A 26,437-nucleotide genomic window follows, 5' to 3' on the forward strand; every position below is an offset into this window, starting at 1 on the left:
GGTCAGCGCGGTGCCGCGAAGACCTGCGTCCAGTACGGCCCGTTGCTGTTGGCGATGCCGACGCCGATCTCGGTGAACGCGCAGTTCAGGATGTTGGCCCGGTGGCCGGAGCTGTTCATCCAGGCGTCCATCACCGCGGCCGGGGTCTGCTGGTTCCAGGCCACGTTCTCGCCGTACGTACGCCAGGTGTAGCCGACCCGGTCCAGCCGGGTTCCGGCGTTGCTGCCGTCACTGCCGGTGTGCGACATGTTCTTGTGGTCGGCCTGGTCCTGGCTGTGCCGCTGGGCGGCGGTCATCAGCTTGGTGTCGATGCTCAGCGCCTTGCAGCCGGCCTTGGCCCGCTCGGCGTTGACCAGGTCCACCACCTCGCGGGCCTGGGCGCTCACGGTGCCGCTGGAACCGTTGGAACCGGTGGAGGTGCCGGTGTTGCTCGGCGCGCTGCTGCGCTCGACGCTGCGGCGCGACGCGGCGGTGCTCCGCGACGACGCCGGCGTGGGCTTGACGACCTTGCTCGGCGTCGGGCTCGGAGACGTCGGGCTGGGGGTGGCGGACGGGGAGGGCGCGGCGAGGGTGTCCAGCGCCGCTTCCTCGGTCGGCGCGGCCGACTGGGCGAAGGTGTCGTCGACGGCCGTCGGCTGCGCACCTCCGTCGTCACCGCCGGGCAGGGTGAGCGCGCCGACGCCGAAGCTCACCACGAGGGTGGCGGCCGCGGCGGCGCCTCCGATCATCAGCGGTCGGCGCCAGCGGCGTGGGGAGCGGTGCCGTCCCTCGCCGGGCCGTCCGGTCTCGGCGGCGCCGCGCCAGCCGTCGGCGGTGGTCTCCGGGTCGGTGTCGGTGTGCCAGCCGCCGGGCGCCTCGGTGCGCCAGCCGTCGGTGGTGTCCCGGGCCGGGCGGTTGTCGCCCCAACCAGCGGCGGTGTCCTGGGCCGGGCGGTTGTCGCCCCAACCGCCGGTCTCGCCTTCCGGCTGGTGGGCCGGCCAGGCGGCGGTGTGGGCGTCGGCCGCCTCGGCGCGGGTTCCCGGGTCGGTCTGCCGGCCGCCGGTGGGCTGCTGCGGGTGCCACTCGTCGCCCGGCTGACCGGGCTCGTCGCCGAAGAGGTAGGCCGAGCGGGGCTCCGGGCGGTCGTGCAGCCAGGCCGGCTCGTCGGTCGGTCCCTCGGCGCGCCGGGGGGCGCCGTTCGGGTCCATCGGATCGGTCCAGCCGTACACGCCTATGCCTCCAGGGGTCGGTTGCGGGCCGGGGTGACGCTACGGCGCGCCTACGACCTGCGGCAACGTGGCTAAGAAAGAGTTAAGGGGAAGTCGGACGCCAGGGTGCGGACTTCCGCGGATCCGGGCGTACAGTAAAGGCGTCCGGACAGAGAGTGTCCGTGCCTTGCGGCAGCCCCCCCGACAAGTGGACAGGTCGACGTAGAGATGATCTACGGCCTGCGAGAACTTGACGAAGGAGGGGTTTGCGGCTCAATATATAGGTGTCGCCAGTCGCGCCCGGTCATGCCCAGATACAGCCTGGAATGACAGCCGCGTACAAATGGGCGCGCGTTGGCCGGCCTTTCCGGCAGCGCATATCAAGGAGTCAGCATGGCGAAGGCCCTCTACGGCCACGTAGGTGCAGCGCCCGACCGGCGTCTGCTCGACGAGGTCACCCGACTGCGTGCCAGGGTTCAGGCACTGGAGTTCGAGATCACGCGTCTGCGTGCCGACAATGATCGGCTCGCGGCGGCTGCGGCGGAGGCAGACGATCTGCTCCGTCTGGCCGAGCCGGCGCTGACCTGATCTTCAGGTCGTAAAACTGAATCGCACCATCGCAAAAATGCGCGCCGACACCTCTGTGCCGGCGCGTAACACTGTCCGGCGCCTTTTCGGTGCCGACGATTCATGATCTTGTGGTCGATGGTGTGGGAAGCGCACCGCACAGTTACCGGAAAGCGCGCCGACTGATGAAGCCGATCATGAAAGGCGCTTGTCTTTCCCGCGGTCGACGGAGCCACAGCGCGCCCACTGTCGACGCGACCCGGGGCGGGTCGCGTGGCGGCCCGCTCCCACCGCCGGGTTAGTCTGCGAGTTCACCCAGGTCCCCACAGCCGGCGACGGTACGGCGGCCACCGGACGAGGATCGAGTAGGTGTATCTCAAGAGCCTGACGGTGAAGGGGTTCAAGTCCTTCGCCTCTGCGACGACGTTGAAGCTGGAGCCCGGGATCACCTGTGTGGTGGGCCCGAACGGCTCGGGCAAGTCCAACGTCGTCGACGCCATCGCCTGGGTCCTCGGCGAGCAGGGCGCCAAGGCCCTCCGTGGCGGCAAGATGGAGGACGTCATCTTCGCCGGCACCGCCGGCCGGGCACCGCTGGGCCGTGCCGAGGTCACCCTCACCATCGACAACACCGACGGCGCGCTGCCGATCGAGTACACCGAGGTCTCCATCACCCGCCGGATGTTCCGCTCCGGCGAGAGTGAGTACGAGATCAACGGCAACTCCTGCCGGTTGCTCGACATCCAGGAGTTGCTGTCCGACTCCGGCATCGGCCGGGAGATGCACATCATCGTCGGGCAGGGCCGACTCGACGGCATGCTGCACGCAAAGCCGGAGGACCGCCGGGCGTTCATCGAGGAGGCGGCCGGCGTCCTCAAGCACCGCAAGCGCAAGGAAAAGGCGCTGCGCAAGCTCGACGCGATGCAGGTGAATCTCAATCGCCTGACCGACCTCACGGCCGAGCTGCGTCGTCAGCTCAAGCCGCTGGGCCGGCAGGCCGAGGTGGCCCGGCGCGCCGCCGCCATCCAGGCCAACCTGCGTGACGCCCGGCTGCGCCTGCTCGCCGACGACCTGGCCACGCTGCGGACCACCCTGGACCGGGAGATCGCCGACGAGACCGCGCTGCGTGAGCGGCGCGAGCAGATCGAGGGTGAGCACGCCGAGGTGCAGGGTCGGCTCGGCGAGTTGGAGGCCGCCCTCGCGGAGGACGCTCCGCTGCTCGCCGCCGCCCAGGACACCTGGTACAAGCTCTCCGCCCTCCAGGAACGGTTCCGCTCGATCGAGCAGTTGGCCCGGGAGCGGCTGCGGCACCTCAGCGCCACCGGTGACGACGAGCGACCCGGCCGCGACCCGGACCAGCTGGAGGCCGAGGCCGAACGCGTCCGCGAGCAGGAGGAGGAGCTGCGCGGCGCGCTCACCGACGACCAGATCCGCCTCGCCGAGGCGGTCGAGCACCGCCAGGAGCTGGAGCGGCAGCTCGCCGCCGCCGAGCGGGAGCTGGTCGCCGCGGCCAAGGCCATCGCCGATCGGCGGGAGGGGATGGCCCGGCTCACCGGCCAGGTCAACTCCGCACGGGCCCGGACCACCAGTGCCGGTGAGGAGATCGAACGCCTCGCGGTCGCGCACGCCGACGCACTGGGCCGCGCCGAGCAGGCGCAGGCCGAGCTGGACGCGGTCGCCGCCCAGTCCACCGAGGCGGACAGGGACAACGCGGACCTGGACGCCCGGCACGCCGAGGCGGTCGCCGTGCAGGAGCGGGCGCAGGCCAGCGTCCGGTCGCTGGCCGACGCCGAGCGGGCGGCGGAGAAGGACGCCGCCACCTGGAAGGCCCGGGAGGAAGCGCTCGCCCTGGGGCTGCGGCGCAAGGACGGGGCCGGGGCACTGCTCGCCCGCGCCGGGGACGTGCCCGGCCTGCTCGGCAGCCTCGCCGGCCTGCTCACCGTCGCGCCGGGCCACGAGGCCGCGCTGGCCGCCGCGCTCGGCGGCCTCGCCGACGCGGTCGCCGTCAGCGGGGTGGACGAGGCCGTCGAGGCGATGCGGCTGCTGAAGATCTCCGACGCCGGCCGGGCCGGCCTGCTGGTCGGCAGCCCGGCGGGGCCCGGCATGACCGGCTCCGCGAACGCGCTGCGCCCGAAGCTCCCCGACGACGCCCGGTGGGCGCCCGACCTGGTGGAGTGCAGCGCCGAGCTGCGTCCGGCGGTGCACCGTGCCCTGCGGGACGTGGCACTCGTCGACGACCTGGCCGCCGCCGCCGAGCTGGTCGCCAGCAACCCCGAGCTGCGGGCGGTCACCCCGGACGGTGACGTGGTCGGGGCGTACGCGGCGGCGGGCGGGTCGGCCAAGGCCCCCAGCTACATCGAGGTGCAGGCCGCCGTCGAGGAGGCCCGCGCCAACCGGCTCACCGCCGAACGCGCTGGGCTGGAGCTGCGGGATCAGTTGGTCGAGGCGCGCGCCGAGGTGGCCGCCGCCAAGGAGGCCGTACAGCACGCCGCCGCCGAGAAGCGCGAGGCGGAGAGCCACCGCAACGCCGCCGCTCGCCGGCTGGCCGAGCTGGGCGCGGCGGCCCGGTCCGCGAAGGCCGAGACCGACCGGCTCGGCGACTCCCGCTCCCGCGCCGAGGCCGCCCGGCAACGGGACCTCACCGCGCTCGCCGAGCTGGAGGAGCGGCTGCGGCTGGCCGAGGAGACCCCGGTCGACGCCGAGCCCTCCACCGAGGAACGCGATCAACTGGCGGCCATGGTGCCGCAGGCCCGGCAGAACGAGATGGAAGTCCGGCTCGCCGTGCGTACCGCCGAGGAGCGGGTCTCCTCGATCGCCGGCCGGGCCGACTCGCTCGCCCGGCAGGCCATCGCGGAACGGGCCGCCCGGGAACGCGCGGCGGCCCGGCGGGCCGCCCGCGCCCGGGGGGCGGGCATCGCCCGGTCCGTCGCCGGCGGCGCCCGGGAGGCGCTGACCCGGCTGACCACCTCGATCGCTACGGCCGAGGAACACCGCGACGCGGTCGCCCTGGAGCGCGCCGCGCGCGAGGCAGAGCTTCAGGAGGTACGCGGGGCCGCCAAGCGGCTCGGCGCGGAGCTGGAGCGGCTGACCAGTCAGGTGCACCGCGACGAGGTGGCCCGGGCGGAGCAGCGGCTGCGCATCGAGCAGTTGGAGGCGAAGGCCGCCGAGGACTTCGGGCTGGACGTGGAGACGCTGGTCGCCGAGTACGGCCCCACCCAGCCCGTTCCGCCGACCCCTGTCGACGTCGCGGCTGCTGAACGTGACGGTCTGCCGGTGCCCGAGCCGGTGCGCTACGAGCGGCCGGTGCAGGAGAAGCGGGCCGCGAAGGCGGAACGCGAACTCGCCCTGCTCGGCAAGGTCAACCCGCTCGCGCTGGAGGAGTTCGCCGCGCTGGAGGAGCGCTTCAAGTTCCTCTCCGAGCAGTTGGAGGACCTCAAGGCCACCCGCCGGGACCTGCTCACCGTCGTCAAGGACGTGGACGAGCGGATCCTGGAGGTCTTCGCCAGCGCCTTCGAGGACACCGCCCGCGAGTTCGAGCAGGTGTTCACAGTGCTCTTCCCCGGCGGCGAGGGGCGGCTGATCCTCACCGAACCGGACGACCTGCTCACCACCGGCGTCGAGGTGGAGGCCCGCCCGCCGGGCAAGAAGATCAAGCGGCTGTCGCTGCTCTCCGGTGGTGAGCGGTCGCTGACCGCGGTGGCCATGCTGGTGGCGATCTTCCGCGCCCGACCCAGCCCGTTCTACATCATGGACGAGGTGGAGGCGGCCCTGGACGACGTCAACCTGGGCCGGCTGATCACCTTGCTGGCACAGTTGCGGGAGAAGAGTCAGCTGATCGTCATCACGCACCAGAAGCGGACGATGGAGATCGCCGACGCGCTCTACGGCGTGACGATGCGCAGCGGGGTCACTCAGGTGATCAGCCAACGGCTCAACCGGGCCGACGAGGACGACCAGCGGCCTGGCCGCGGCGAGGAGAACGGGTAGTGGCTCGGGAACGCGCGACGGCGCTCCTGCTGGACTTCGACGGCGTACTGCGCCGGTGGGACCCGGCGGTGGCCGCCGTTGTCGAGCGGGAGTACGGCCTCTCCGAGGGTGTGCTCGGCGAGATCGCCATGCAGTGGGGGCGGCTCCAGCCGGTGCTCACCGGCCAGGTCAACCACGCCGAGTGGATGAGCAGCGTGGCGGACGCCCTGACCGAATCGGTGGGCAGCCCGGAACGGGCCCGCGCCGCTGTGGAGCAGTGGCAGAGCTACCGGGGCGAGGTCGACCAGGAGGTGTTGGCGTTCGTCCGGGAGGTCCGTGCGGCGGGCATCCGGGTCGGGCTGGGCACCAACGCCACCGACCTGCTCGACGCCGACCTGACCGCGCTCGGCCTGGTCGGCGAGCTGGACGTGGTGGTCAACTCCTCGGTGATCGGCGTGCACAAGCCCGCCCCGGAATACTTCAAGGCCGCCTGCGTGGCCCTGGCCACCCCGCCGGCCCGGGTCCTCTTCGTCGACGACGAGGACTGGGCCGTGCGGGGCGCCCGCGCCGCCGGGCTGTCGGCGCACCGCTGGGGCGGCCACGCCGACCTGCGTTACCTCCGGGCCGCCCTGGACTACTGAGTCGGGCCGCCTCTCAGTTCAGGCCGGGGACCTCGGTCACCGTGAACGGTGGCGCCGGCGCGGTCGCGTTGAGCTGGCTGTTGACCCACAGCAGCCGGTCGCGGTCGCGGGCCAGGGTGGTCGGGGACTGCTCCAGGCCGGCGGTGCGGGACTGCCGGACCACCCGGGCGGCCCGAAGGTCACCGTCCAGCACCGCCAGGTTCACCGCGAAGCGGTACCCGTCAGCGGGGTCGGGGAAGTTGACCACACCGTAGAGGCGGTTGCCCTCCAGCAACAGCCCGTCGGCACCGAGCTGTCCACCCGACACCCGGACCTCGCTGGCCGTGGCGTCGGCGAGGTCGATGCGCCAGAGACGTTCGGTGCCCGGCGCCCCGGTGCCCTGGTCGGCGACGAGCGCGAGCCGATCGCCGGCGCTGGCGACGATGCCGTTGAGGAAGCCAGGGGCGGTCGGGAAGTCGGACGGCCGCAGCGACGGTTCGAGCGGGCCCACGCGCCCACCGTCCAGCGTGGCCCGCCAGATCGTGCCGCCGACCGAGTCGGTCACGTACACGGCGTGGTCGGTGATCACCAGGTCGTTGAGAGCTGCACCGGTCACCGCGCTCCGCTTCGCCAGCAGGCGCCCGTCCGGGTCGTACACGAAGAGGGTCGCGGTGTCGTAACCGGCCACGAAGAGCCGGCCGGCGCGATCGACGTGGACCCCGGCGGCGTGGGTTCGCCCGTCCGAGCCCGCGGGGAGGAACGGACGCAGCCGCCGGTGCCGGACGTCACCGCGGTAGACGGCCCCGGTGGCGAGGCTGGTGACGTACATGGTGCCGGCGCGGGTGACGGCTATGCCCTCGGGCAACACGCCCGGTTCAGTGGAGACGACGTAGGTGTCGGCACGCTCGACGGCGGCGTGGGCTGGGGCGCCAGAGGTGCCGGCGAGCAGGACCACGCTGGTGGCCAGGACAAGGAAGGTGTTCATGCGACGAGGATCCGGTCCGGTCGCGGCCTGCTCCATGCCCTTTCAGGCAGGGCCGAACTGTGGCTAGCGTCGGCTCATGCTGACGTTGCAGCTCACCGCGACGGATCTGAGCCGCACCGTCCTGCGCCCCGAACCCGCTGTGCTGCTCGAACTCGGGGCGGCCGGCCAGCGGCTGTTCGAGGCCGCACCGGAACACCTCGCGGCCTGGCGGGCACGCACCCGGGCGGCGCTGCGTCCGGAGATGCGTCCGTACCTCGACCTGTGCCGGCTGCCCGGGTGGTTTCCGGACTTCCTCACCCCGCCCAGCCTCGGCAGCGACCTGCCGGCAGCCCTGGACGAGGTGCTGGCCACCCCGACGGCGACGCTGGCGGCGGAGCTACGACCCCGGATCGCCGCCGGCGACCTGCCGGCCCGGGTCGGTGCCCTCGCCTCTGGCGACACGGCCGCCCGGCAGCGACTCTGCGTGGCGATGCGGGCGTTCCACCAGATCGCGGTCGCGCCGTACCAGCAGACGATCACGGCAGCGGTTCGCGGCGACCGCGCCGTGCGGGCACACACCATGGTGGACGCCGGGATCGACCGCGTCCTGCGTGACCTGAGCCCGTACCTGTTCTGGAAGCCGTACGGCGAGCGGTACGAGTTGTCGTACGAGTGTGGATTCGCTGACGGGATCGTCCTGGCGCCGGCCGGCCGAGGCGTCACCCTGGTGCCGTCGTACCTGCTGCCCCGGCCCTGCGTGCTGGACGACCCGGCCGGCCCGCTGGTGCTGGCCTATCCGATCCGTCCCACCGCCCAGCGGGCGCTGGTGAGCAGCAAACCCCTGGCTGACCTGCTGGGGCGGACCCGAGCGGCGGTGTTGGGTGCGATCGCTGACGGCCCGAGCACCTCACAGGTGGCCCGGGCGGTCGGCATCTCCCTCGCCTCGGCCAGCCAGCACGCCTCCGTCCTCCGGTCGGCCGGGCTGGTCACCACCCACCGGGCGGGCCCGGCGGTGCGGCACACGCTCACCCCGCTGGGCGAGCACCTGCTCCGCGCCGGGCACACCGGGTGACGGGACCGCTCGTCACTCGCCGGTGACGCCGTCGATGCGTTCCCGGATCAGGTCGGCGTGACCGTTGTGCCGGGCGTACTCCTCGATCATGTGCACGTAGACCCAGCGCAGGTTGAAGGTGCGCTTCTTCGCGCCGACCTCGGTGAACGTCTCGTCGAGCGAGTGGCCGGCGGCGGCCTCGCGGGCCAGCGCCACCTCGCTGTGGAAGGTGGCGAAGTCGGCCTCGGCGTTCGCGGCGCTGACGTCGTGGTCGGCGTCCGGGTTCTCCGGGGTGAAGTACGGGTAGTCGACACGCTCGCCGGCGAAGTTCTCCCGGAACCACCAGGCCTCGACCTCGGCCAGGTGCCGGACCAGACCGAGCAGGGTCAGCCCGGACGGTTCCACGCTCGGGGTCCGCAACTGCTCCTCGGTCAGGCCGGCGCACTTGAGTAGCAGTGTCTGTCGGTGGTAGTCGAGCCAGCCGTCGAGCATGGTGCGCTCGTCGCCGACGTACGGTTCGGGGGTCCGGGTGATCTCCGGTGCGATCCAGGTCATGCCGCGCATCCTGCCCGGCACCTCGGACACTGCGCGACGGGTTATCAGGGCACCACGACGACGGGCCAGCGGCCGGCGCGGACCAGCCGGGTGGCGACCGAGCCGACCAGCCGGTGTCCGGCCTGCTCGGAGGCGCCGACCACCAGCATGTCGGCCTGGAATTCGTCGGCCGCCGCGCACAGTTCGCCGTACGCGTCGCCGCGGCGCACCAGCAGGGTCACCGGGATGCCCCACTGCTCGGCCCCGCGCCGGCACTCCCGGCGCAGCTCGTCGGCCAACTCGTCGTGGGTGCGCTGGACCGCGCCGGCGTCCATCCCGGGCACCAGGGCGGTCAGCCCGCTGGGTGAGCTGACGAAGACCACCACCAGTGCGGCGCTCTGCCGACGGGCCAGGCCGGCGGCGTAGGAGCCGGCCCGCTCGGAGGTGCGGGTGCCGTCGATGCCCACCATGATCACCCGTGGTCCGTCCGTGCCGCGCTCGAAGGGCAACGGTCGGGTCCGGGGACCGTACTCCTCGCGGTCCGGTGCTCCCACGCCCATGGCTCTACCTCACCTCTGCTCGCCGGTACGGATCACGGGTGCGCCAGCGCCGGCGGCGAGAGTCGATTCCCGCTCGACCTCGTCGGAAACCGGGTTGCCGTTGTGCTGGCGCAGCGGCACCTCCTTGATGAAGGACACCGCGATCAGCGCGATCAGCGCGAACGGGGCGGCGGCCAGGAAGATGTCACCGGCGCCGTGGCCGTACGCGCTCTCCACAACGGCCCGCAGCGGGCCGGGCAGGGTGTGCACGTCGGGCAGGGCGCCGCCGCTGCCGGAGCTGGAGGCCGGGATACCGAGCTGGGCCAGCCCGTCGGCGGTGTAGTCCTTCACCTTGTGGGCGAGGACCGCGCCGAGGGCGGAGACGCCGATCGCCCCACCCAGGCTGCGGAAGAACGCCACCACCGAGCTGGCCGCGCCGAGTTCGTGCGGGCCGACGGTGTTCTGTACGGCGAGGACCAGGTTCTGCATGGTCATGCCCAGGCCGACGCCGATCAGCAGCATGTAGACGCTGAGCAGTGTGAAGCTGGTGTCGGCGCGGAGGGTGCCCATCAGCGCGAAGCCGATGGTGAGCAGCGCCGACCCGATCACCAGGTACCGCTTCCAGAGGCCGGTCCTGGTGATGACCCGCCCGATGACGGTGGACGCGACCAGCAGGCCGAGGATCATCGGCAGGGTCATCAGACCGGACATGGTCGGGCTCTGACCGCGGCTGATCTGGAAGTACTGGCCCAGGAAGATCGACGCGCCGAACATGCCCACGCCGACCGCGATGCTGGCGACGACGGCGAGGGTGATGGTGCGGTTGCGGAACAGCCGCGGCGGGATCATCGGCTCGGCGGCCCGGGTCTCGACCCGGATCGCCAGCGCGCCGAGGACCAGCGCGCCGACGACCATGACGGCGGTCTGCCAGGAGGTCCAGGCGAACTGGTCGCCGGCGAGCGAGACCCAGATCAGCAGCACCGAGACGGCCGCGGTGATCAGGGTGGCGCCCCACCAGTCGATCTGGGCCTTCCGCTTGACCACCGGCAGGTGCAGGGTCTTCTGGAGCACGATCAGCGCGAGGATGGCGAACGGCACGCCGACGTAGAAGCACCAGCGCCAGCCGAGCCAGGAGGTGTCCACGATGACGCCGCCGATCAGCGGGCCGCCGATGGTGCCCACTGCCATCACGGCGCCGAGGTAGCCGCTGTAGCGACCGCGTTCGCGGGGCGCGATCATCGTGGCCATGATCACCTGGGCCAGGGCGGTGAGGCCGCCGGCGCCGACGCCCTGGAGCACCCGGCAGGCGATCAGCTCACCGGTGCCCTGGGCGAGACCGGCGAGCACCGAGCCCAGCACGTAGATCCCCAGGGCGAGCTGGACCAGGGTCTTCTTGCTGGTCAGGTCGGCCAGCTTGCCCCAGATGGGGGTGGTCGCGGTGGTCGCGAGCAGGGCCGAGGTCACCACCCAGGTGTACGCGGACTGGCCGCCGTGCAGTTCGGTGATGATCCGCGGCAGCGCGTTCGAGATGACAGTGGAGGAGAGGATCGCGACGAACAGGCCCAGCAGCAGGCCGGAGAGTGCTTCCAGGATCTGCCGGTGGGTCATGGTCACGGCGGTCGCCTGGGGAGGCACTGTCGCCTGGCTCATCGTTTGTTGCCTCCGAGCGGAGTCGAGGTGGAACGGCGGGGCTGGTACGCACGAGCCGCCTGTGAGTTGCCTGAGGCAACCGTAAGCCTTGGTTGCCTGAAGCAACAACTTGTCGGACCGACGCCCTATTCCCTCGCCTCAGCCGCTACTGCCAGGAGTCGTTGAACCGGCCGAGCAGCCGGGCGAACTCCTCGACGTCCCGCTCCGGCCAGCCGTCGAGGGCACGCAGGAACTCGCCCAGCCGGGCCGCGCGCGCCACGTCGAACCGGCGCTGCCCCTCCTCGGTGAGGCTGATCTGCGCGGCCCGCCGGTCACTCGGATCGGGATCGCGGTGGACCAGGCCGAGGACCTCCAACGCGTTGATCTGCCGGCTCAGCGTCCCCTTGCCCACGCCCAGCCGCGCCGCCAACTCCGTCAACCGGATCGACCCGCTACGGCGCAACCAGAGCAGCAACCCGTAGGTGTTCGGCTCCAGGTTCGGGTGCACCTCCCGGGCGATCTCCCAGGAGACCGCCCGACCACGGCGCAGCAGAGCGGTCAACTCGTGCTCGACCGCCCGGATCGGCTCCGGCAGGTGCTCGTCCACGCGTAGAGACTACGGCGCGGTCGGCTCGCCGCCGCCGGAGAGTCGACGCCGCATCACCGGGCGTAGGTGCCCGTCCTTCGTGGTGCCCTCGATCACCACGTCGGCCCCGCGCCCCTGATGGGTCAGAGTGGCGACCGCGTTACCGAAGTAGGGACCGGCCAGCTTGCGCCAACGCACCCCCGGCCGGCGTACGCCCGCCGAACGGGCCAGCGCCCGGGTGGCCCCGGCCGGACCGGGCGACCACCCCAACCGCATCAGCGGACGGATACCCGCCGGCACCTGGTTGTGGATCGGCGAACAGGTGAGCTGGTGCACCGGAGTGACCACCGCCGGGTCGGCGAACCGGGCCCGCGCCACGTACGAGTGGTGCACGTCACCGGAGAGCACGCTGATCGACGCCGGTGGCGCGTACGCCGGGCCGGCCCCGATCCGCGCGCCGGACTGCCGCGGCGTGCCGGTGCCGATGCGGGCGAACGTCTCCGCGAGTGCCTCGAAGGACCGCCGGAACGCCGCCCAGTGCTCCAGGTCCAGGGCGCGGCGCAGCTTCTCCGCCCCGCGCGCCACCCACTGTCGGCGCGAGTCCGCCAGTTTCTCGTTCCACGCTTCGATGTGGTGGATGCCCTGCGGCAGCAACCAGGGCAGCGAGGCGCCCACCACGAGGTGGTCGTAGACCCCGTGCGCCTGGTCGAGGAACCAGGCCCACTCGCCGGGCGGCAGCATCGCCCGGCTGTTGGACTCGAGCACCCGGCTGCACCGGTTGTCCAGCATGACCAGCCGGGTCCGGCCCAGGTCCAGCGCGTAGCTCCACTGATACTGCACCGCGCGCCAACGCTCGGTGTCGTGCGCCAGGTCGGACTCCTGGTCGACCCGGTGGCCGAACTCGCGCAGCACGCCGGTGGCGTCCTCGGCGGCGGCGACCTTCGCGAAGACCGGATCGGCGACGATCTCGTCGGGGGAGAGGTTGCCCAGGTGCTGGTAGACCCAGTACGAGGCGAGCCCACTGCCGATCCGCTCCTGCCACCACGGCTGCTCGCGCACCTCGGCCCGCCACGCCGCCGAGGTGTTCCAGTCGTCGATGATCTCGTGATCGTCGAAGATCATCACGCTCGGCACCGTGGAGAGCAGCCAGCGGATCTCCGGATCACGCCAGGACTCCAGGTAGAGCTTGGTGTACTCGTCGAAGCTCACCACCTGGTCGGCAGGGGCGCCCTTCGGCCGCCGCCGCCGTCGACGCAGCAGCCGCCGCACCGTGGGCGAGGTGACGTCGGCGTAGACCTGGTCACCGAGCAGCACCAGCAGGTCCGGCAGCGGGTTCGACTCCGGGTCGGCCATCAACCGCCGGGCGTACGCGTCCAGCGCGTCCGGCGGCAGCTTGCGGGTGGTGGCGTGCTGGGTGGTCTCCCGGCACGAGCCGAAGATCAGACTGACCGGCTGGTCCCGATCGTCGGCTGCCCGGGTGCGGATCACGCTCGGCGGGAACCCGCTGCTCGGCACCGGCCAGACGATCTCGTCGTCGACCAGCACCTCGTAGGTGGTCTCGCTGTCCGGAGTGAGCCCCTCCACCACCACGAGGGCGTAGTGGTGGTCGTACGCCGAGAAGGTGGGCGCGGTGCCGGTGGCGCCGCCGGCGGTGCGGACGGTGACCACGGCGGGCGCCGCCGTCTCCACCCAGATCGTCGCCCGGGTGTCCACCACTCGCCGCAGAAGTGGGCCGATGAGGAGGTGTGCGGCGGGCATGCGGCCGAGCCTACCGCCGGTTCGACGGTGCCGGCCGGGTGCGGTGCTGAGACCCCCCAGCACCGCACCTGGGAGCGGTGGGCTGAGGCTCCGGGCGCGGCTCGGGGTGCGGTGGCTGGGACGCCGCCGTCCGCATCTGACAGGATTCCGGCATGGCCGAATATCTCGTCCTCGCTCTGGTCCTGCTCGGTGTGCTGATCGCCGGCACAGTCGGGCTGGTCGTGCCGCGCTTGCGGCGGCGGCCCGAGCCCCCGCTGCCGCGCACCGAGGTCGACACCAGGGCCGAGGAGGATCTCGCCGGACCGCCGGTCGAGGCACCGGAGTCCGATCTGTCCACCGGCGTCCTGGTCGAGCCGCCGCCGGTGTTCGAACCGCAGGTCGAGGTCCCCGAGCCGACCGCCGGGCGGCTGGTCCGGCTCCGCTCGCGGCTGTCCCGCTCACAGAACGTGTTCGGCAAGGGCCTGCTCGGCCTGCTCGCCCGCGACCACCTCGACGAGGACGTCTGGGAGGAGATCGAGGACAGCCTGATCACCGCCGACGTGGGCGTCGACGCCACCCGCGACATCGTCGACCGGCTCCGCGAGCGCACCCGGGTGCTCGGCACCCGCTCGGCCTCCGAGCTGCGGGCACTGCTCGCCGCCGAACTGGTCAACGCGCTCGACCCGAGCCTGGACCGCTCGTTGCGGACCGCCCCCAAGGACGGCGTGCCGGCGGTGGTCCTGGTCGTCGGCGTCAACGGCGCCGGCAAGACCACCACCTGCGGCAAGATCGCCCGGGTGCTGGTGGCCGACGGTCGCAGCGTGCTGCTCGGCGCGGCGGACACCTTCCGGGCCGCCGCGGCAGACCAGCTCGAGACCTGGGGCTCGCGCGTCGGCGCGGAGACCGTCCGCGGACCCGAGGCCGCCGACCCGGCCAGCGTCGCCTTCGACGCCGTCAAGCGTGGCATCGACACCGGCGTGGACACCGTGCTCATCGACACCGCCGGCCGCCTGCAGAACAAGGTCGGCCTGATGGACGAGCTGGGCAAGGTCAAGCGCGTGGTGGAGAAGCAGGGCCCGATCGACGAGACACTGCTCATCCTGGACGCCACCACCGGGCAGAACGGCCTGGAGCAGGCCCGGGTCTTCACCGACGTGGTCAACGTGACCGGAGTGGTGCTGACCAAGCTCGACGGCACCGCCAAGGGCGGCATCGTGATCGCCGTACAGCGCAAGCTCGGCATCCCCGTGAAGCTGGTCGGCCTCGGCGAAGGCAAGGACGACCTGGCCCCGTTCGACCCGGCGCAGTTCGTCGACGCGTTGCTGGGGACCGAGGCCACCGGCCGGGACGCGTAGTCTCGGGTGACCACTGACGATCGCGCGTACGCGGGCTGGCGCGACCCCGGCCATCCTTCGCAGCGCCTCGGGAGACCGTACGTGACTTCGCAGGAGATCCCGCTGCACGGCGGCAACGTGAGCACCGTTGTCCGCGTGGGTGACACGGTCCGGCGCAACGCCGGACCGTGGACCCCGTCCGTGCACGCGCTGCTGCGCCACCTGGAGTACGTGGGGTTCACCGGCGCCCCCCGGGCGCTCGGGATGGACGAGCGCAACCGTGAGGTGCTGTCGTACCTGGAGGGGGAGTGCGGAGAATATCCGCTCGCCCCGCACTGGGTGACCGACGAGGCCCTGGTCACCGTCGCCACCATGCTGCGGATGTTCCACGACGCGCAGTACGGCTTCACCCCTCCGCAGTCGGCGGTCTGGCGCTCGTTCGGGCCCCCACCACCGGACACCGAGGTGATCTGCCACCACGACGCCGCGCCGCACAACGTCATCTGGCGTCCGGACGGCACCCTCGGGCTGATCGACTTCGACCTCGCCTCGCCCGGGGCCCGCATCTACGACGTGGCGTACGCGGCCTGGACCTGGGTGCCGATCTTCGCGGACCGCGACTCGATCACCCTGGGCTGGAAGCACCCGGACCGGCCGCGCCGGCTCCGGCTCTTCGCCGACGCGTACGGGCTGATCCCCCGGGACCGGCACCGGCTGATCCGGACCATCCGCAAACGGATCGTGGACCACGTCGAGGGGATCCGCCGGATGGCCGCCGCCGGTGAGCCGGCGTTCGTCCGAATCGTGCACAAGGGCCACCTGCGTCGGCCGATGCGCGATCTGCGGCTGCTCGACTACGAGCGGCACGCTCTGGAGAACGCCCTCCGCTGAGTGCCTTTCGGTCGATGCTCGGCCGGTCCCGTCGAGCGCACCGGTCGATGCCGCTGACCGGTCAGCCATCGACGCGCGCCGTCCGGTCGATCCACAGTCGTCCATGCTGCTGACTGTGCGGAGTTGGTGACACGTCCGAAACAACCCGTCACGAAACGGAAACCCGCACGGGACCCAAAGTGAAACAGCCGGCCGCGAAGCTTCCGCGCAACCGGCCTACGGGCGACGCTGCCCCGGAAAGCCGCGAAGGAGGACTTCACCTTTAGGAGGCCAGCGTGCCTGAAGCACCGACGATCGACGGCGCCAATACCACGTGGCTGCTGGTTTCGACCGCGCTCGTGCTGCTCATGACCCCCGGACTGGCGCTGTTCTACGGCGGCCTCAACCGGGCCAAGGGCGTACTCAACATGATGATGATGAGCTTCTCGGCTATCGGGCTCATCTCTATTCTGTGGTGGTTCTACGGTTTCAGCGTCGCCTTCGGGACCGACGTGAACGGCTTCTGGGGTGACCCGGGCGCGTACCTCGGCACCAAGACCTTCCTCGCCGAGACCGACCTGTGGGGTGCCACGGCGGAGAACCCCAGCGGCATCGGGGTCCCGCTCTACGTGTTCATGGCCTTCCAGATGGTCTTCGCGGTGATCACCGTCGCGCTGATCAGCGGTGCCATCGCCGACCGGGCCAAGTTCGCCGGCTGGCTGCTGTTCGCCTTCGGCTGGGCCACCCTGGTCTACTTCCCGGTCGCGCACTGGGTGTGGGGCGGCGGCATCATCGGCGCCGACATCCACGCGCTGGACTTCGCCGGTGGCACCGCTGTGCACATCAACGCCGGTGCGGCGGCCCTGGCCGTGGCCCTGGTCCTCGGCAAGCGGCTCGGTTGGCCGCGTGAGGGCATGAAGCCGCACAACATCCCGCTGGTCGCGCTCGGTGCGGGTCTGCTGTGGTTCGGCTGGTTCGGGTTCAACGCCGGCTCGGAGCTGACCGTCGACTCGGTCGCCGGCCTCGCCTTCATCAACACCCAGCTCGCCACGGCGGCGGCGGTGCTCGGCTGGATCGCAGTCGAGTGGGTCAAGGACCGTAAGCCGACGATGGTCGGCGCCTCGTCCGGCGCAGTCGCCGGTCTGGTCGCCATCACCCCGGCCTGTGGCTTCATCGCACCGTGGGCGTCCGTCCTGCTCGGCATCGTCGCCGGCGTGGTGTGCGCGCTCGCCGTCAGCCTCAAGTACAAGCTCGGCTACGACGACTCGCTCGACGTGGTCGGCGTGCACTTCGTCGGTGGTTGGATCGGCTCGCTCTGGCTCGGTCTCTTCGCCACCAACTCGGTTAACGCCGCGATCACCGACGTGGTGGGCGCCTCCGACGGTCTCTTCTACGGCGGCGGCGCGACCCAGCTCGGGCGGCAGGCCCTCGCCGGCCTGATCGTCACCGTCTGGTCGTTCGGCATCGCCTGGGTGCTCGCCTTCGTCATCGAGAAGACCATCGGGTTCCGGGTCAAGGCCGAGGCCGAAGTCGAGGGCATCGACATCGGCGAGCACGCCGAGAGCAGCTACGACCTGTCCCCGGCCGGTGGCGGCACGGGCGGCGCGTTCGCGATGGCCGGCATCGGCACCCCCGGTGGCAGCACGACGAGCGGCGCCAAGCCGGAGGCGGAGCCCGCCGAGCCGGTCAGCGAAAAGGTCGCCGGTTAACGTTCCTGGGATGGAGGGGTTGGACATGAAGCTGGTGACCGCAGTCATCAAGCCGTACCAACTGGACGCTGTGAAGGAGGCCCTGCACGCCCTCGGGGTGGCCGGGCTGACCGTCAGCGAGGTTCAGGGGTACGGGCGGCAGAAGGGGCACACCGAGGTCTACCGGGGTGCCGAGTACACGGTCGAGTTCCTGCCCAAGATCCGGGTAGAGGTGCTCACCGACGAGATCGACGTCGACAAGGTGGTGGACGCCATCGTCGGAGCGGCCCGCACGGGCAAGATCGGTGACGGCAAGGTCTGGGTCACCGGTGTCGAAGAGGTCGTCCGGGTACGTACCGGCGAACGCGGCCTCGACGCCCTCTGACCGCGACCACTACCGACATGACCTCGTTGATCAAGAAGAACGCGTCAGGACCCGCCGATGACGGCGACGCGAACCTCTTGATCAACGAGGTCGTCGGCGTTCCCGGGGGGATCGGGGAAGCCGCTCGGCGGGGGCGCGCTGCCGCGTACGACTCGTTTCTGCGGGGTTTGCTGCCGGAGCGGGACGGGGTGGCGCTGCTGGCGGTCGGGGGGTTGGGCCGGCGGCAGTGCGCCCCGTACGGCGACCTCGACCTGGTGCTGGTGCACGCCGGGGTGCCCGGCACCGACGAGTTGGCCGCCTCCGTCTGGTACCCGATCTGGGACGCCGGCCTGCGGCTCGACCATTCCGTCCGCACCGTCGCCGAGGCGCTCTCGGTGGCGCAGGACGACGTCAAGGTGGCCCTCGGGCTGCTCGACGCCCGGCTTGTCGTGGGGGACCAGGCGCTGGCCGACGCGCTGATCCGTACCGCCGCCGATCACTGGCGGCGCACCGCCGTCCGGCACCTGCCCGGCCTGCGGGAGGTCACCGAGGCCCGCTGGCAGGCCCACGGCGAGTTGGCGTTCCTGCTGGAGGGCGACCTCAAGGAGGCCGCCGGAGGTCTGCGCGACGTGGGGCTGCTGCGGGCGATCTCCGCCGCCGGCATCACCGACGCGCTGCGTCCCGCCGTACGCGCCGCCCACCTGCGTTTGTTGGACACCCGCGACGCGCTGCACCAGCAGGTCGGCCGACGGGTCGACCGGCTGGTCGCCCAGGAACGCGACGGAGTGGCCACACTGCTCGACCTGCGACGACTCCAGCCCGGCGCGTCTGACGCCGCGCGGCGGCCTGGAGCCGTCGTGGAAGACGGCGACGCGCTGCTGCGTCGGGTCGCCGGTGACGCCCGTACGGTCAGCCACGCCCTGGACGACGCCTTCCGCGCCGCCGACCGGCTGCGCTCCGGCCGGTCGCGGGGCGGGAACGGTCGCCCGGCCCGCCGCCCGGTCGCCCGCGACGTGGTCGAACACGACGGCGAGTTGGTGCTCGCCCGCACGGCGATCGGCGCGCGCCCCGACCCGAGCCTCTCGCTGCGGGTGGCCGCCGCGTCCGCCACGACCCGAATCCCCATCGCGCGGGCCACCTGCGAGTGGCTGGCCGCGTACTGCCCGCCGCTGCCCGCCCCCTGGCCGGCCGAGGCCCGGGCCGCGCTGATCACCCTGCTCGGCGCCGGTGCCGGCCTGGTGCCGGCCTGGGAGACCAGCGACCGGTACGGGCTGGTCGACGGCTGGCTCCCCGAGTGGACCCGGCTGCGCAGCCTGCCGCAGCACAACCCGGTGCACCGCTTCACCCTCGACCGGCACCTCGTGCAGGCCGCGCACGAGGCCAGCCGGCACGCCCGCGAGGTGGAACGCCCCGACCTGCTGCTGCTCGGCGCCCTCCTGCACGACATCGGCAAGGGCCTCCCCGGTGACCACAGCACCGTCGGTGTGCCGGTTGCCCAGGCGGTGGCCACCAGGGTCGGTCTGCCCGCCCCGGAGGTCGAGCTGATCGGCAAGCTGGTCCGACTGCACCTGCTGCTGCCCGACGTGGCCACCCGCCGGGACCTGAGCGACCCGGTCACCATCGCCTCGGTGGCCGAGGCGGTCGGCGACACCGGCACCCTCGACCTGCTGCACGCCCTGGTCCGCGCCGACGCGGCGGCGACCGGGCCGGCTGCCTGGTCCGACTGGAAGGGCCGACTCGTCGCCGAACTGGTCGCCCGGGTACGTACCGCGCTGGACACCGGCGTACTCCCCGAGCCGCCCGCCCCGGACCCGGAGCTGCTGGCCGGGCCATTGCCGGTCGTCCACCTGACCGGCGACCGGGTGTCGGTCGCGGCGGCCGACCGGCGGGGTCTGCTCGCCACTGTGGCCGGCTGCCTGGCGCTGCACCGACTGGAAGTGATCTCCGCGGACGCCTCCGCCGTCGACGGCCGGGCCCTGGTCGAGTGCCGGGTACAGCCCCGCTACGGCCTCCCGCCGGACCCGGTCCCGCTCCGCGCCGACCTGCGCCGGGCGGTCGCCGGCGACGTGTCGGTCACCCAACGGCTGCGCGGCCGTGCGCTCGCCAGCCGGGGCGGCGGCGCGGCTCCCCGGGTGGTCTGGCACCGCGAGGCGGCCACCGACGCCGTACTGCTGGAACTGCGCGCCGCCGACGCCGCCGGGTTGCTCTACCGGGTCGCCTGCGCGCTCGACGAGGCCGGCGCCCTGGTCCGCGCGGCCCGCATCTCCACCCTCGGCGCCGACGTGGTCGACGCCTTCTACCTGGTCGGCGGCTGGCCGGACGACGCCACCCGGGCCCGCCTGGAGGCCGCGGTCCTAGCCGCCGTCTAACCGCCCCGCCCCGCCCTCCCGCGCCCCGCCCCCGCACTCCCGCGTCGATCTTGCACTTAGTGTCCCCGCGTACCGTGCAAAAGCCGCATAGTGGCGACGCAAAGTGCAAGATCGCGGGGTCGCGGGGTCGCGGGGTCGCGGGGTCGCGGGGTCGCGGGGTCGCGGGGTCGCGGGGTCGCGGGGCCGAGGGGTCGAGGGGTGGGATGAGACGGGGCGGCGGGGTACGTCCGGGGGCGTAGGGGCGGTGCCGCTCGTGGACGCACGTCGAGTGGCGTTGGCGCGGGCAGAATGACGGCCATGCGACGAGGTGGGCGGTGGCGGTGGCCGGAGGCGGCGGCGGATGCCGCGCTCGCCCTGGTGCTGCTCGGGTTCGGGCTGCTCGCCACCGGTCTGGCCGCGGACAACCAGCCGGGGTCGAGGCCGGTGGACGCCGCCTGTCGGGCGCTGATCGCCGTCGCCGCGCTCGCCCTGCTGGTCCGGCGACGCGCCCCGGTCGCCACCCTCGCGGTGGTCACCGTGGCGACCTCGACGTACCTGCTGATCGGTTACCCGTACGGACCGATCCTGATCGCGTTCCTGGTCGCTGTGTACACAGTGGCCGTCTGGTTGCCGGTACGCCCGGCGGCGCTCGCCACCGGTGGCGCGTTCGTCCTGTTGTTGGCGCACGTCTTCCTCGGCCGGGGGCCGGCCCCGGGTTGGACGGGAGTGCTGCCCGCGTCGGCCTGGGTGGTCGTACCGTTCGCGGTGGGGGTGGTGGTACGGGTGAGTCGTGAGGCGGCCGCGCGGACCCGTGCCGAAGAGGCCCGCGGCCGTGCGGAACAGGCGCGACGGCAGGCCGACGAGGAGCGGCTGCGCATCGCGCAGGAGGTGCATGACGTGGTCGGGCACGGGCTCGCCGCGATCAGCATGCAGGCGGAGATCGCCCTGCACCTGCTGCCGAAGCGCCCGGAGCAGGCGGAGGTGGCACTGACCGCGATCAGCCGGACCAGCCGCGAGGCGTTGGACGAGCTGCGGGTCACCCTGGGTGCGGTGCGGCGGGGTGCCGAGCGTGAGCCGGTACCCGGCCTGGCCCGGCTCCCCGCGTTGCGCGACCGGCTCGCCGGGGCGGGGCTCGCCGTCGAGGTGCGCGTGGTCGGTGACCCCCGGGAGTTGCCGGCCGCTGTCGACCTGGCCGCGTACCGGGTGGTGCAGGAGGCGTTGACAAACGTGCTGCGTCACGCGGGGGTGGCGAGCGCTGAGGTGACAGTGGACTACCGCGCCGACGAGCTGACCGTCGAGGTCACCGACCAGGGGGCGGGTGCCACGACAGGTCCGACGGACGACGAGGGCGGTCACGGTCTGGCCGGGATGCGCGAGCGGGTCGCGGCGCTGGGCGGACGGTTGACCACCGGGCCGCGCGCCGGAGGCGGGTTCCGGGTGTACGCCGGTCTGCCCGTGGAGCCGGCCACGTGATCCGGGTGCTGATCGCCGACGACCAGGACCTGGTCCGGCTCGGGCTGCGCGCGCTGGTGGAGAGCGAGGACGACCTGGCGCTGGCCGGCGAGGCGTCCGACGGGCTGCGGGCGGTCGAGTTGGCCCGTCAGGAGCGGCCGGACGTGGTGCTGATGGACATCCGGATGCCCGGCATCGACGGCATCGAGGCGACCCGTCGTATCGTCGCCGACCCCGACCTGACCGGTACCCGGGTGGTGGTGCTCACCACCTTCGAGCTGGACGAGTACGTCTTCGACGCACTGCGGCACGGTGCGAGCGGGTTCCTCACCAAGGACACCAGGCCCGCTGAGCTGCTGCGCGCCATCCGGCTCGTCGCCGAGGGGGAGGCGCTGCTGTCGCCGTCGGTGACCCGTCGGGTGGTGCGCGAGTTCGCCACCCGGCCGTCCCGGGTGCTTCGCCCGCACCCCCGGCTGGACACCCTGACCGACCGGGAACGTCAGGTCGTCGGCCTGGTCGGTGAGGGCCTGAACAACGAGGAGATCGCCGCACAGTTGGTGGTCAGCCCGGCGACCGCGCGGACCCACGTCAGCCGGGCGATGGGCAAGCTGGGAGCCCGGGATCGGGCCCAGCTCGTGGTGTTCGCGTACCAGTCGGGGTTGGTGTCGGGGTGAGGCCCGGGCCGGGCGACAGCGGCCCTACGGCCGGGCGGTTACCCTAGCGGTGGCCGGACTCCGCAGTGCCGGCCGCGTTGTGCCCGCCGGAACACTGACAAACGGGATGTTCGCGTGTTTGACACCTTGAGTGACCGCCTGTCCGGGATCTTCACCAAGCTCCGCGGCAAGGGTCGGCTCACCGACGCCGACATCGACGCCACCGCGCGCGAGATCCGCCTCGCGCTGCTGGAGGCGGACGTCGCGCTGCCGGTGGTCAAGGGCTTCATCGCGGCCGTCAAGGAGCGCGCACGCAGCGCCGAGGTCTCCCAGGCGCTGAACCCGGCCCAGCAGATCATCAAGATCGTCAACGAAGAGCTGATCAAGGTGCTCGGCGGCGAGGGGCGACGGCTCCAGTTCGCCAAGCAGCCGCCTACGGTGATCATGCTGGCCGGCCTCCAGGGTTCCGGTAAGACGACCCTCGCCGGCAAGCTGGCCCGCTGGCTCAAGGGCCAGGGCCACCAGCCGCTGCTCGTCGCCGCCGACCTCCAGCGCCCCAACGCCGTCGGGCAGCTCCAGGTGCTCGGTGGCCGGGCCGGTGTCGAGGTGTACGCCCCGGAGCCCGGCAACGGCACCGGTGACCCGGTGCAGGTGGCCCGCGCGTCGATCGAGCACGCGAAGCGCGCCGCCCGCGACATCGTCATCGTCGACACCGCCGGCCGCCTGGGCATCGACGCCGAGATGATGCAGCAGGCCGCCGACATCCGCGACGCCGTCTCGCCGGACGAGGTCATCTTCGTCATCGACGCGATGGTCGGTCAGGACGCCGTCCGCACCGCCGAGGCGTTCCGCGACGGCGTCGGCATCACCGGTGTGGTGCTCTCCAAGCTCGACGGCGACGCCCGTGGTGGTGCCGCGCTGTCGGTCCGCGAGGTCACCGGGCAGCCGATCCTGTTCGCCTCCACCGGTGAGAAGTTGGAAGACTTCGACGTCTTCCACCCCGACCGGATGGCCAGCCGGATCCTCGGCATGGGCGACGTCCTCACTCTGATCGAGCAGGCCGAGCAGGCCTTCGACTCCGATCAGAAGGAGAAGATGACCGCCAAGCTGATGGGCGGTGAGCAGTTCACCCTGGACGACTTCCTCGACCAGCTCATCGCGGTGCGGCGGATGGGCCCGATCGCAAACGTGCTGGCCATGATGCCCGGCATGGGGCAGATGAAGGACCAGCTTTCCGAGCTGGACGACAGCCACTTCGACCGGGTCACCGCGATCATCCGGTCGATGACCCCGGGCGAGCGGACCAACCCGAAGATCATCAACGGCTCCCGCCGGGCGCGCATCGCCAACGGTTCCGGGGTCACCGTGATGGACGTCAACCAGCTGCTCAACCGCTTCGCCGACGCGCAGAAGATGATGAAGCAGATGGGCGGCATGATGGGCCTGCCCGGTGGTGGCCGCCGCAAGGCGACCAAGTCGCCGAAGAACAAGCGCAAGGGCACCAAGGGCGGCGGTCGGCCGCGTACCGGCGCCGGCGCCGGGATGCCCGCCGGGTTCCCAGGTGGCATGCCGCAGCTCCCGCCGGGGATGGACCCGAACGATCTTGCCGGCGGTCAGGGCCTGCCGCCCGGCTTCAAGCTCCCGAAGATCGACTTCAACAAGCTCGGCAAGGGCGGCGACAAGGGCCCGCGCTGACGCGTGTCGGTGACGGCGGGCGACTGATCCGGCGCTTAGGGTGATGTCCCCGCGGGAAGGAGGTGTCATGACCGCGGCCCCGATCCTGCCCGAACGGCACGAGTGGACGGTCGACGACCTCGGCGAACTGCCGAAGGACCTTCCGTACGAACTGATCAACGGAAGGTTGATCGTGCCGTCCCCAACTGCGGTGCATCAAGAGCTGTGCGTCGAAATGCTGCTCACGCTCCGCGTCAACTGCCCGCCGGAGTATCTGGTCAGCATCGACCTGTCGATGCGGGTCGACCGGCGTAACGAGCCGCGCCCCGACGTGGTGGTCATCCGCCGCAAGCACGCCGGCCGGTCACCCGTCCCGGTCGAGGACGCCCTGCTCGCCGTGGAGGTCGTTTCGCCGACCTCCACCTTCCGCGACATGTACGACAAGGCGAAGGTCTACGCGCACGCCGGCGTCCGGTCCTACTGGGTGGTGGACCCGCTCCAGGAGCGCGTCACGCTCACCGAGTACACCCTTGGCGCCAACCGGGAGTACGAGCAGGTCGCCCACACCGAGGACCTGTTCGTCACCGAGCAGCCGTGGAAGGTCTCCGTGGACCTGCCCGCCCTGACCACCCGGAAGAACGACCTGCTCGCCCCCGACGAGGAGTGATCGGGTAGGACTGTGCGCATGGCTCTTCACGTGCGCTGTGTGCTGCTCCCCGACGACGAGGTCCGGGATCTCTGGCTGGTCGGCGACCGGGTGACCTTCACCCCGGTGCCCGGTGCGGAGACAGTCGTCGACGGTGGCTTCGTCCTGCCCGGGCTTGTCGACGCGCACTGCCACATCGGCATCGCCCGAGGTGGTGCCCCGATCACCTCGCTCGACCAGGCCCGCGAGTTGGCCCACGTCGACCGGGACGCCGGGGTGCTGGCGATCCGGGACGCCGGCTCGCCGTACCCGTACCCGGAACTCGACGACGAGCCGGACCTACCGCGACTGGCCCGCGCGGGCCAGCATGTCGCCCCGCCGAAGCGCTATCTGCGCGACATCGGCGTGGAGGTCGACGCCACCGACGTGGCGGCGACGGTGGCCGCGCAGGCGCGGGCCGGCAACGGCTGGGTCAAGCTGGTCGGCGACTGGATCGACCGGGGCGTTGGTGACCTCGCGCCGGCCTGGGACGCGGACACCCTCACCGCGGCAGTCCAGGCCGCGCACAAAGCCGGGGTACGCGCCGCGGTGCACACCTTCTCCGAGTCGGCCGTCGAGATCATGGTGCGGGCCGGCGTCGACTCGGTGGAGCACGGCACCGGGCTCAGCCTCGACCTGATCGACGAGATGGCCCGCCAGGGCACCGCGCTGGTCCCCACAATGATCAACATTGCCACCTTCGGGGGGATCGCCGAGCAGGCGCGGGGCAAGTTCCCCGGGTACGCCGAGCACATGCTCGCGCTGCGCGACGGCTTCCCCGAGGTGGTGCGTGCCGCGCACGAGGCTGGGGTGCCGATCTACGTGGGCACCGACGCCGGAGGCGGCATCGACCACGGGCTGGCCGCCGAGGAGATGCTGCTGCTGCACGAACAGGCCGGCATGGCACCCACCGACGTCCTCGCCGCCGCCTCCTGGGGCGCCCGCGAATGGCTCGGCTTCCCCGGCCTGGTCGAAGGCGGCCTCGCCGACCTGACCGTCTACCCCGAAGACCCCCGTAGCGACCTGCGCGTCGTCCGGGCCCCGTCCCGCACGATCCTCCGCGGCCGCGTCATCCGCTGACCTCGGCGTTCGGGGGATGCCACGACATCCAGGATCGAGCACGATCGTGGTGTGCGGCGAGATCGACGACGAAGATCCGCGCAACATCGGGGATGTTGCTGCCTCCCGCGCGCCTGAGGCAGCAACATCCGAGAAGTTGCTCGGATCTTGGGGCGGGGCGGGGCGTGGAGGGGCGCGGAGGGTCAGAGGGCTGGGCGGGCGGCGGCGCTGAAGAGGCGTACGGCAAGGTCGGCGAGGGCCGTCGCGGTCTGCTCGATCGGTTCGCGGGGGAGCACGATGTGGCTGACCACCAGGCGGACGATGGTGTCGGCGGCGAAGGCCAGCGCGGCCTGGTCCGCCCCGGGCAGGTGGTCGCCGGCCCAGTCGATCAGCGCGCCGGACGCCTCGGTGAGGACCACCTCGGCGCGGGTGGTGAGGTACGGCAGTAGCTCGTCCGACCCACCTCGGGCGCTGGTCAGGATCGCCTTGACCAGCGGGTTGTCCGACGCCGTGAAGAGGGTGCGCGCGATGGCGGCGTATGCGCCGGCCCGTACGTCGGAGCCGTGTGCGAGCAGCGCGTCGCGAACGTCGCCGACGAACCGGTCCACCTCGGCGCGGGCGAGCGCTTCGGCGAGGCCCGCCTTGCTACCGAACTCGTTGTAGACGGTCTGCCGGCTCACCCCGGCCATGGTGGCCACCCCGCCCATCCGGACCGCGTCCCACCCGGCGGCGATGGTCCGCGCGCGGGCGGCGTCCACGATCGTGTCCCGCAGCCGCTGGCGGGGGGAGTCCGTCGATGTAGCCATGGTGGTCGAATTCTACGGCCGCACCCTCGGCCCGCCCAGCGTCGTCGTCGCCCGCCCGGCCGCACCGTCGGTCCGTCCGGCACCGTCGGTCCGTCGGCTTCGTCGACCTGCCCGGCGTCGTCGCGGC

At 72.2% G+C, this 26,437-nt stretch carries 22 protein-coding genes; 14 read left to right on the forward strand and 8 right to left on the reverse strand.

The annotated features are described in order from the left end of the window. Positions 1-2 precede the first annotated feature (2 nt). On the reverse strand, positions 3-1,208 hold the full coding sequence (locus IW249_RS16090) for a CAP domain-containing protein (RefSeq protein WP_307788605.1): 1,206 nt from the start codon (positions 1,206-1,208) through the stop codon (positions 3-5). Between the two features lie 372 nt (positions 1,209-1,580). Here IW249_RS16090 and IW249_RS16095 point away from each other — a divergent pair, with 372 nt between their 5' ends. The 3 genes from IW249_RS16095 to IW249_RS16105 all read left to right on the forward strand — a co-directional run bounded on the left by IW249_RS16095 (position 1,581) and on the right by IW249_RS16105 (position 6,358). Beyond that, a complete protein-coding gene (locus tag IW249_RS16095; RefSeq protein ID WP_007456482.1) occupies positions 1,581-1,775 on the forward strand; it encodes a hypothetical protein in 195 nt (64 codons plus the stop codon). 348 nt (positions 1,776-2,123) lie between these two features. Further along, positions 2,124-5,738, forward strand: coding sequence for a chromosome segregation protein SMC (gene smc / locus IW249_RS16100; RefSeq protein WP_196921508.1), 3,615 nt, complete (start codon positions 2,124-2,126; stop codon positions 5,736-5,738). Continuing rightward, the gene (locus IW249_RS16105) at positions 5,738-6,358 is read left to right on the forward strand and encodes an HAD family hydrolase (RefSeq protein WP_196921509.1); all 621 of its coding nucleotides are present in this window, start codon (positions 5,738-5,740) and stop codon (positions 6,356-6,358) included. Before smc ends, IW249_RS16105 begins: the two co-directional genes overlap by 1 nt. A 13-nt stretch (positions 6,359-6,371) precedes the next feature. Here the strand turns inward: IW249_RS16105 and IW249_RS16110 are convergent, their stop codons facing one another. Continuing rightward, positions 6,372-7,322 carry an SMP-30/gluconolactonase/LRE family protein gene (locus tag IW249_RS16110; RefSeq protein WP_196921510.1) on the reverse strand — a complete coding sequence of 317 codons (951 nt, stop codon included), beginning with the start codon at positions 7,320-7,322 and terminating at the stop codon, positions 6,372-6,374. A gap of 76 nt (positions 7,323-7,398) precedes the next feature. Here IW249_RS16110 and IW249_RS16115 point away from each other — a divergent pair, with 76 nt between their 5' ends. Beyond that, positions 7,399-8,373, forward strand: coding sequence for an ArsR/SmtB family transcription factor (locus IW249_RS16115; RefSeq protein ID WP_196921511.1), 975 nt, complete (start codon positions 7,399-7,401; stop codon positions 8,371-8,373). Positions 8,374-8,385: 12 nt separating this feature from the next. On the opposite strand, the gene IW249_RS16120 is transcribed toward IW249_RS16115, so the two are convergent. The 5 genes from IW249_RS16120 to IW249_RS16140 form a co-directional block, all read right to left on the reverse strand. Then, positions 8,386-8,907, reverse strand: a complete 522-nt coding sequence (locus IW249_RS16120; protein ID WP_196921512.1) for a DinB family protein — start codon at positions 8,905-8,907, stop codon at positions 8,386-8,388. Between the two features lie 44 nt (positions 8,908-8,951). Beyond that, on the reverse strand, positions 8,952-9,446 hold the full coding sequence (locus IW249_RS16125; protein WP_231392544.1) for a universal stress protein: 495 nt from the start codon (positions 9,444-9,446) through the stop codon (positions 8,952-8,954). A gap of 9 nt (positions 9,447-9,455) precedes the next feature. Beyond that, the gene (locus IW249_RS16130) at positions 9,456-11,075 is read right to left on the reverse strand and encodes an MDR family MFS transporter (RefSeq protein ID WP_196921513.1); all 1,620 of its coding nucleotides are present in this window, start codon (positions 11,073-11,075) and stop codon (positions 9,456-9,458) included. A 145-nt stretch (positions 11,076-11,220) separates the two neighbouring features. Next, positions 11,221-11,661 carry a MarR family winged helix-turn-helix transcriptional regulator gene (locus tag IW249_RS16135; RefSeq protein WP_238661343.1) on the reverse strand — a complete coding sequence of 147 codons (441 nt, stop codon included), beginning with the start codon at positions 11,659-11,661 and terminating at the stop codon, positions 11,221-11,223. Positions 11,662-11,670: 9 nt separating this feature from the next. Further along, positions 11,671-13,398, reverse strand: a complete 1,728-nt coding sequence (locus IW249_RS16140) for an alkaline phosphatase D family protein (RefSeq protein WP_196921514.1) — start codon at positions 13,396-13,398, stop codon at positions 11,671-11,673. Between the two features lie 152 nt (positions 13,399-13,550). On the opposite strand from IW249_RS16140, the gene ftsY reads away from it, so the two are divergent. From ftsY to IW249_RS16190, 10 genes are all read left to right on the forward strand, one after another. Continuing rightward, positions 13,551-14,732: a signal recognition particle-docking protein FtsY gene (gene ftsY / locus IW249_RS16145; RefSeq protein WP_196921515.1), complete on the forward strand. Its 1,182-nt coding sequence runs from the start codon at positions 13,551-13,553 to the stop codon at positions 14,730-14,732. A 6-nt stretch (positions 14,733-14,738) separates the two neighbouring features. Continuing rightward, entirely contained in the window at positions 14,739-15,602 is an 864-nt protein-coding gene (locus tag IW249_RS16150; protein ID WP_196921516.1) for a phosphotransferase, read from the forward strand. A gap of 275 nt (positions 15,603-15,877) precedes the next feature. Continuing rightward, complete coding sequence (locus IW249_RS16155) at positions 15,878-17,290, forward strand: ammonium transporter (protein ID WP_196921517.1); 1,413 nt, start codon at positions 15,878-15,880, stop codon at positions 17,288-17,290. 25 nt (positions 17,291-17,315) lie between these two features. Then, positions 17,316-17,654: a P-II family nitrogen regulator gene (locus tag IW249_RS16160; RefSeq protein ID WP_172862163.1), complete on the forward strand. Its 339-nt coding sequence runs from the start codon at positions 17,316-17,318 to the stop codon at positions 17,652-17,654. Between the two features lie 17 nt (positions 17,655-17,671). After that, positions 17,672-20,002 carry a [protein-PII] uridylyltransferase gene (locus tag IW249_RS16165; protein ID WP_196921518.1) on the forward strand — a complete coding sequence of 777 codons (2,331 nt, stop codon included), beginning with the start codon at positions 17,672-17,674 and terminating at the stop codon, positions 20,000-20,002. A gap of 297 nt (positions 20,003-20,299) precedes the next feature. Next, the gene (locus IW249_RS16170; RefSeq protein WP_231392545.1) at positions 20,300-21,454 is read left to right on the forward strand and encodes a sensor histidine kinase; all 1,155 of its coding nucleotides are present in this window, start codon (positions 20,300-20,302) and stop codon (positions 21,452-21,454) included. Continuing rightward, entirely contained in the window at positions 21,451-22,107 is a 657-nt protein-coding gene (locus IW249_RS16175) for a response regulator transcription factor (protein ID WP_196921520.1), read from the forward strand. Before IW249_RS16170 ends, IW249_RS16175 begins: the two co-directional genes overlap by 4 nt. A 114-nt stretch (positions 22,108-22,221) precedes the next feature. Next, a complete protein-coding gene (gene ffh, locus IW249_RS16180; protein ID WP_196921521.1) occupies positions 22,222-23,781 on the forward strand; it encodes a signal recognition particle protein in 1,560 nt (519 codons plus the stop codon). Positions 23,782-23,848: 67 nt separating this feature from the next. Continuing rightward, on the forward strand, positions 23,849-24,427 hold the full coding sequence (locus tag IW249_RS16185; protein WP_196921522.1) for a Uma2 family endonuclease: 579 nt from the start codon (positions 23,849-23,851) through the stop codon (positions 24,425-24,427). Between the two features lie 18 nt (positions 24,428-24,445). Beyond that, entirely contained in the window at positions 24,446-25,525 is a 1,080-nt protein-coding gene (locus IW249_RS16190; RefSeq protein ID WP_196921523.1) for an amidohydrolase family protein, read from the forward strand. Positions 25,526-25,707: 182 nt separating this feature from the next. On the opposite strand, the gene IW249_RS16195 is transcribed toward IW249_RS16190, so the two are convergent. After that, positions 25,708-26,310, reverse strand: coding sequence for a TetR/AcrR family transcriptional regulator (locus IW249_RS16195; RefSeq protein ID WP_196921524.1), 603 nt, complete (start codon positions 26,308-26,310; stop codon positions 25,708-25,710). Between the last annotated feature and the right edge of the window lie 127 nt (positions 26,311-26,437).

The sequence above is a fragment of the Micromonospora vinacea genome (assembly GCF_015751785.1).
GTDB lineage: Bacteria > Actinomycetota > Actinomycetes > Mycobacteriales > Micromonosporaceae > Micromonospora > Micromonospora vinacea.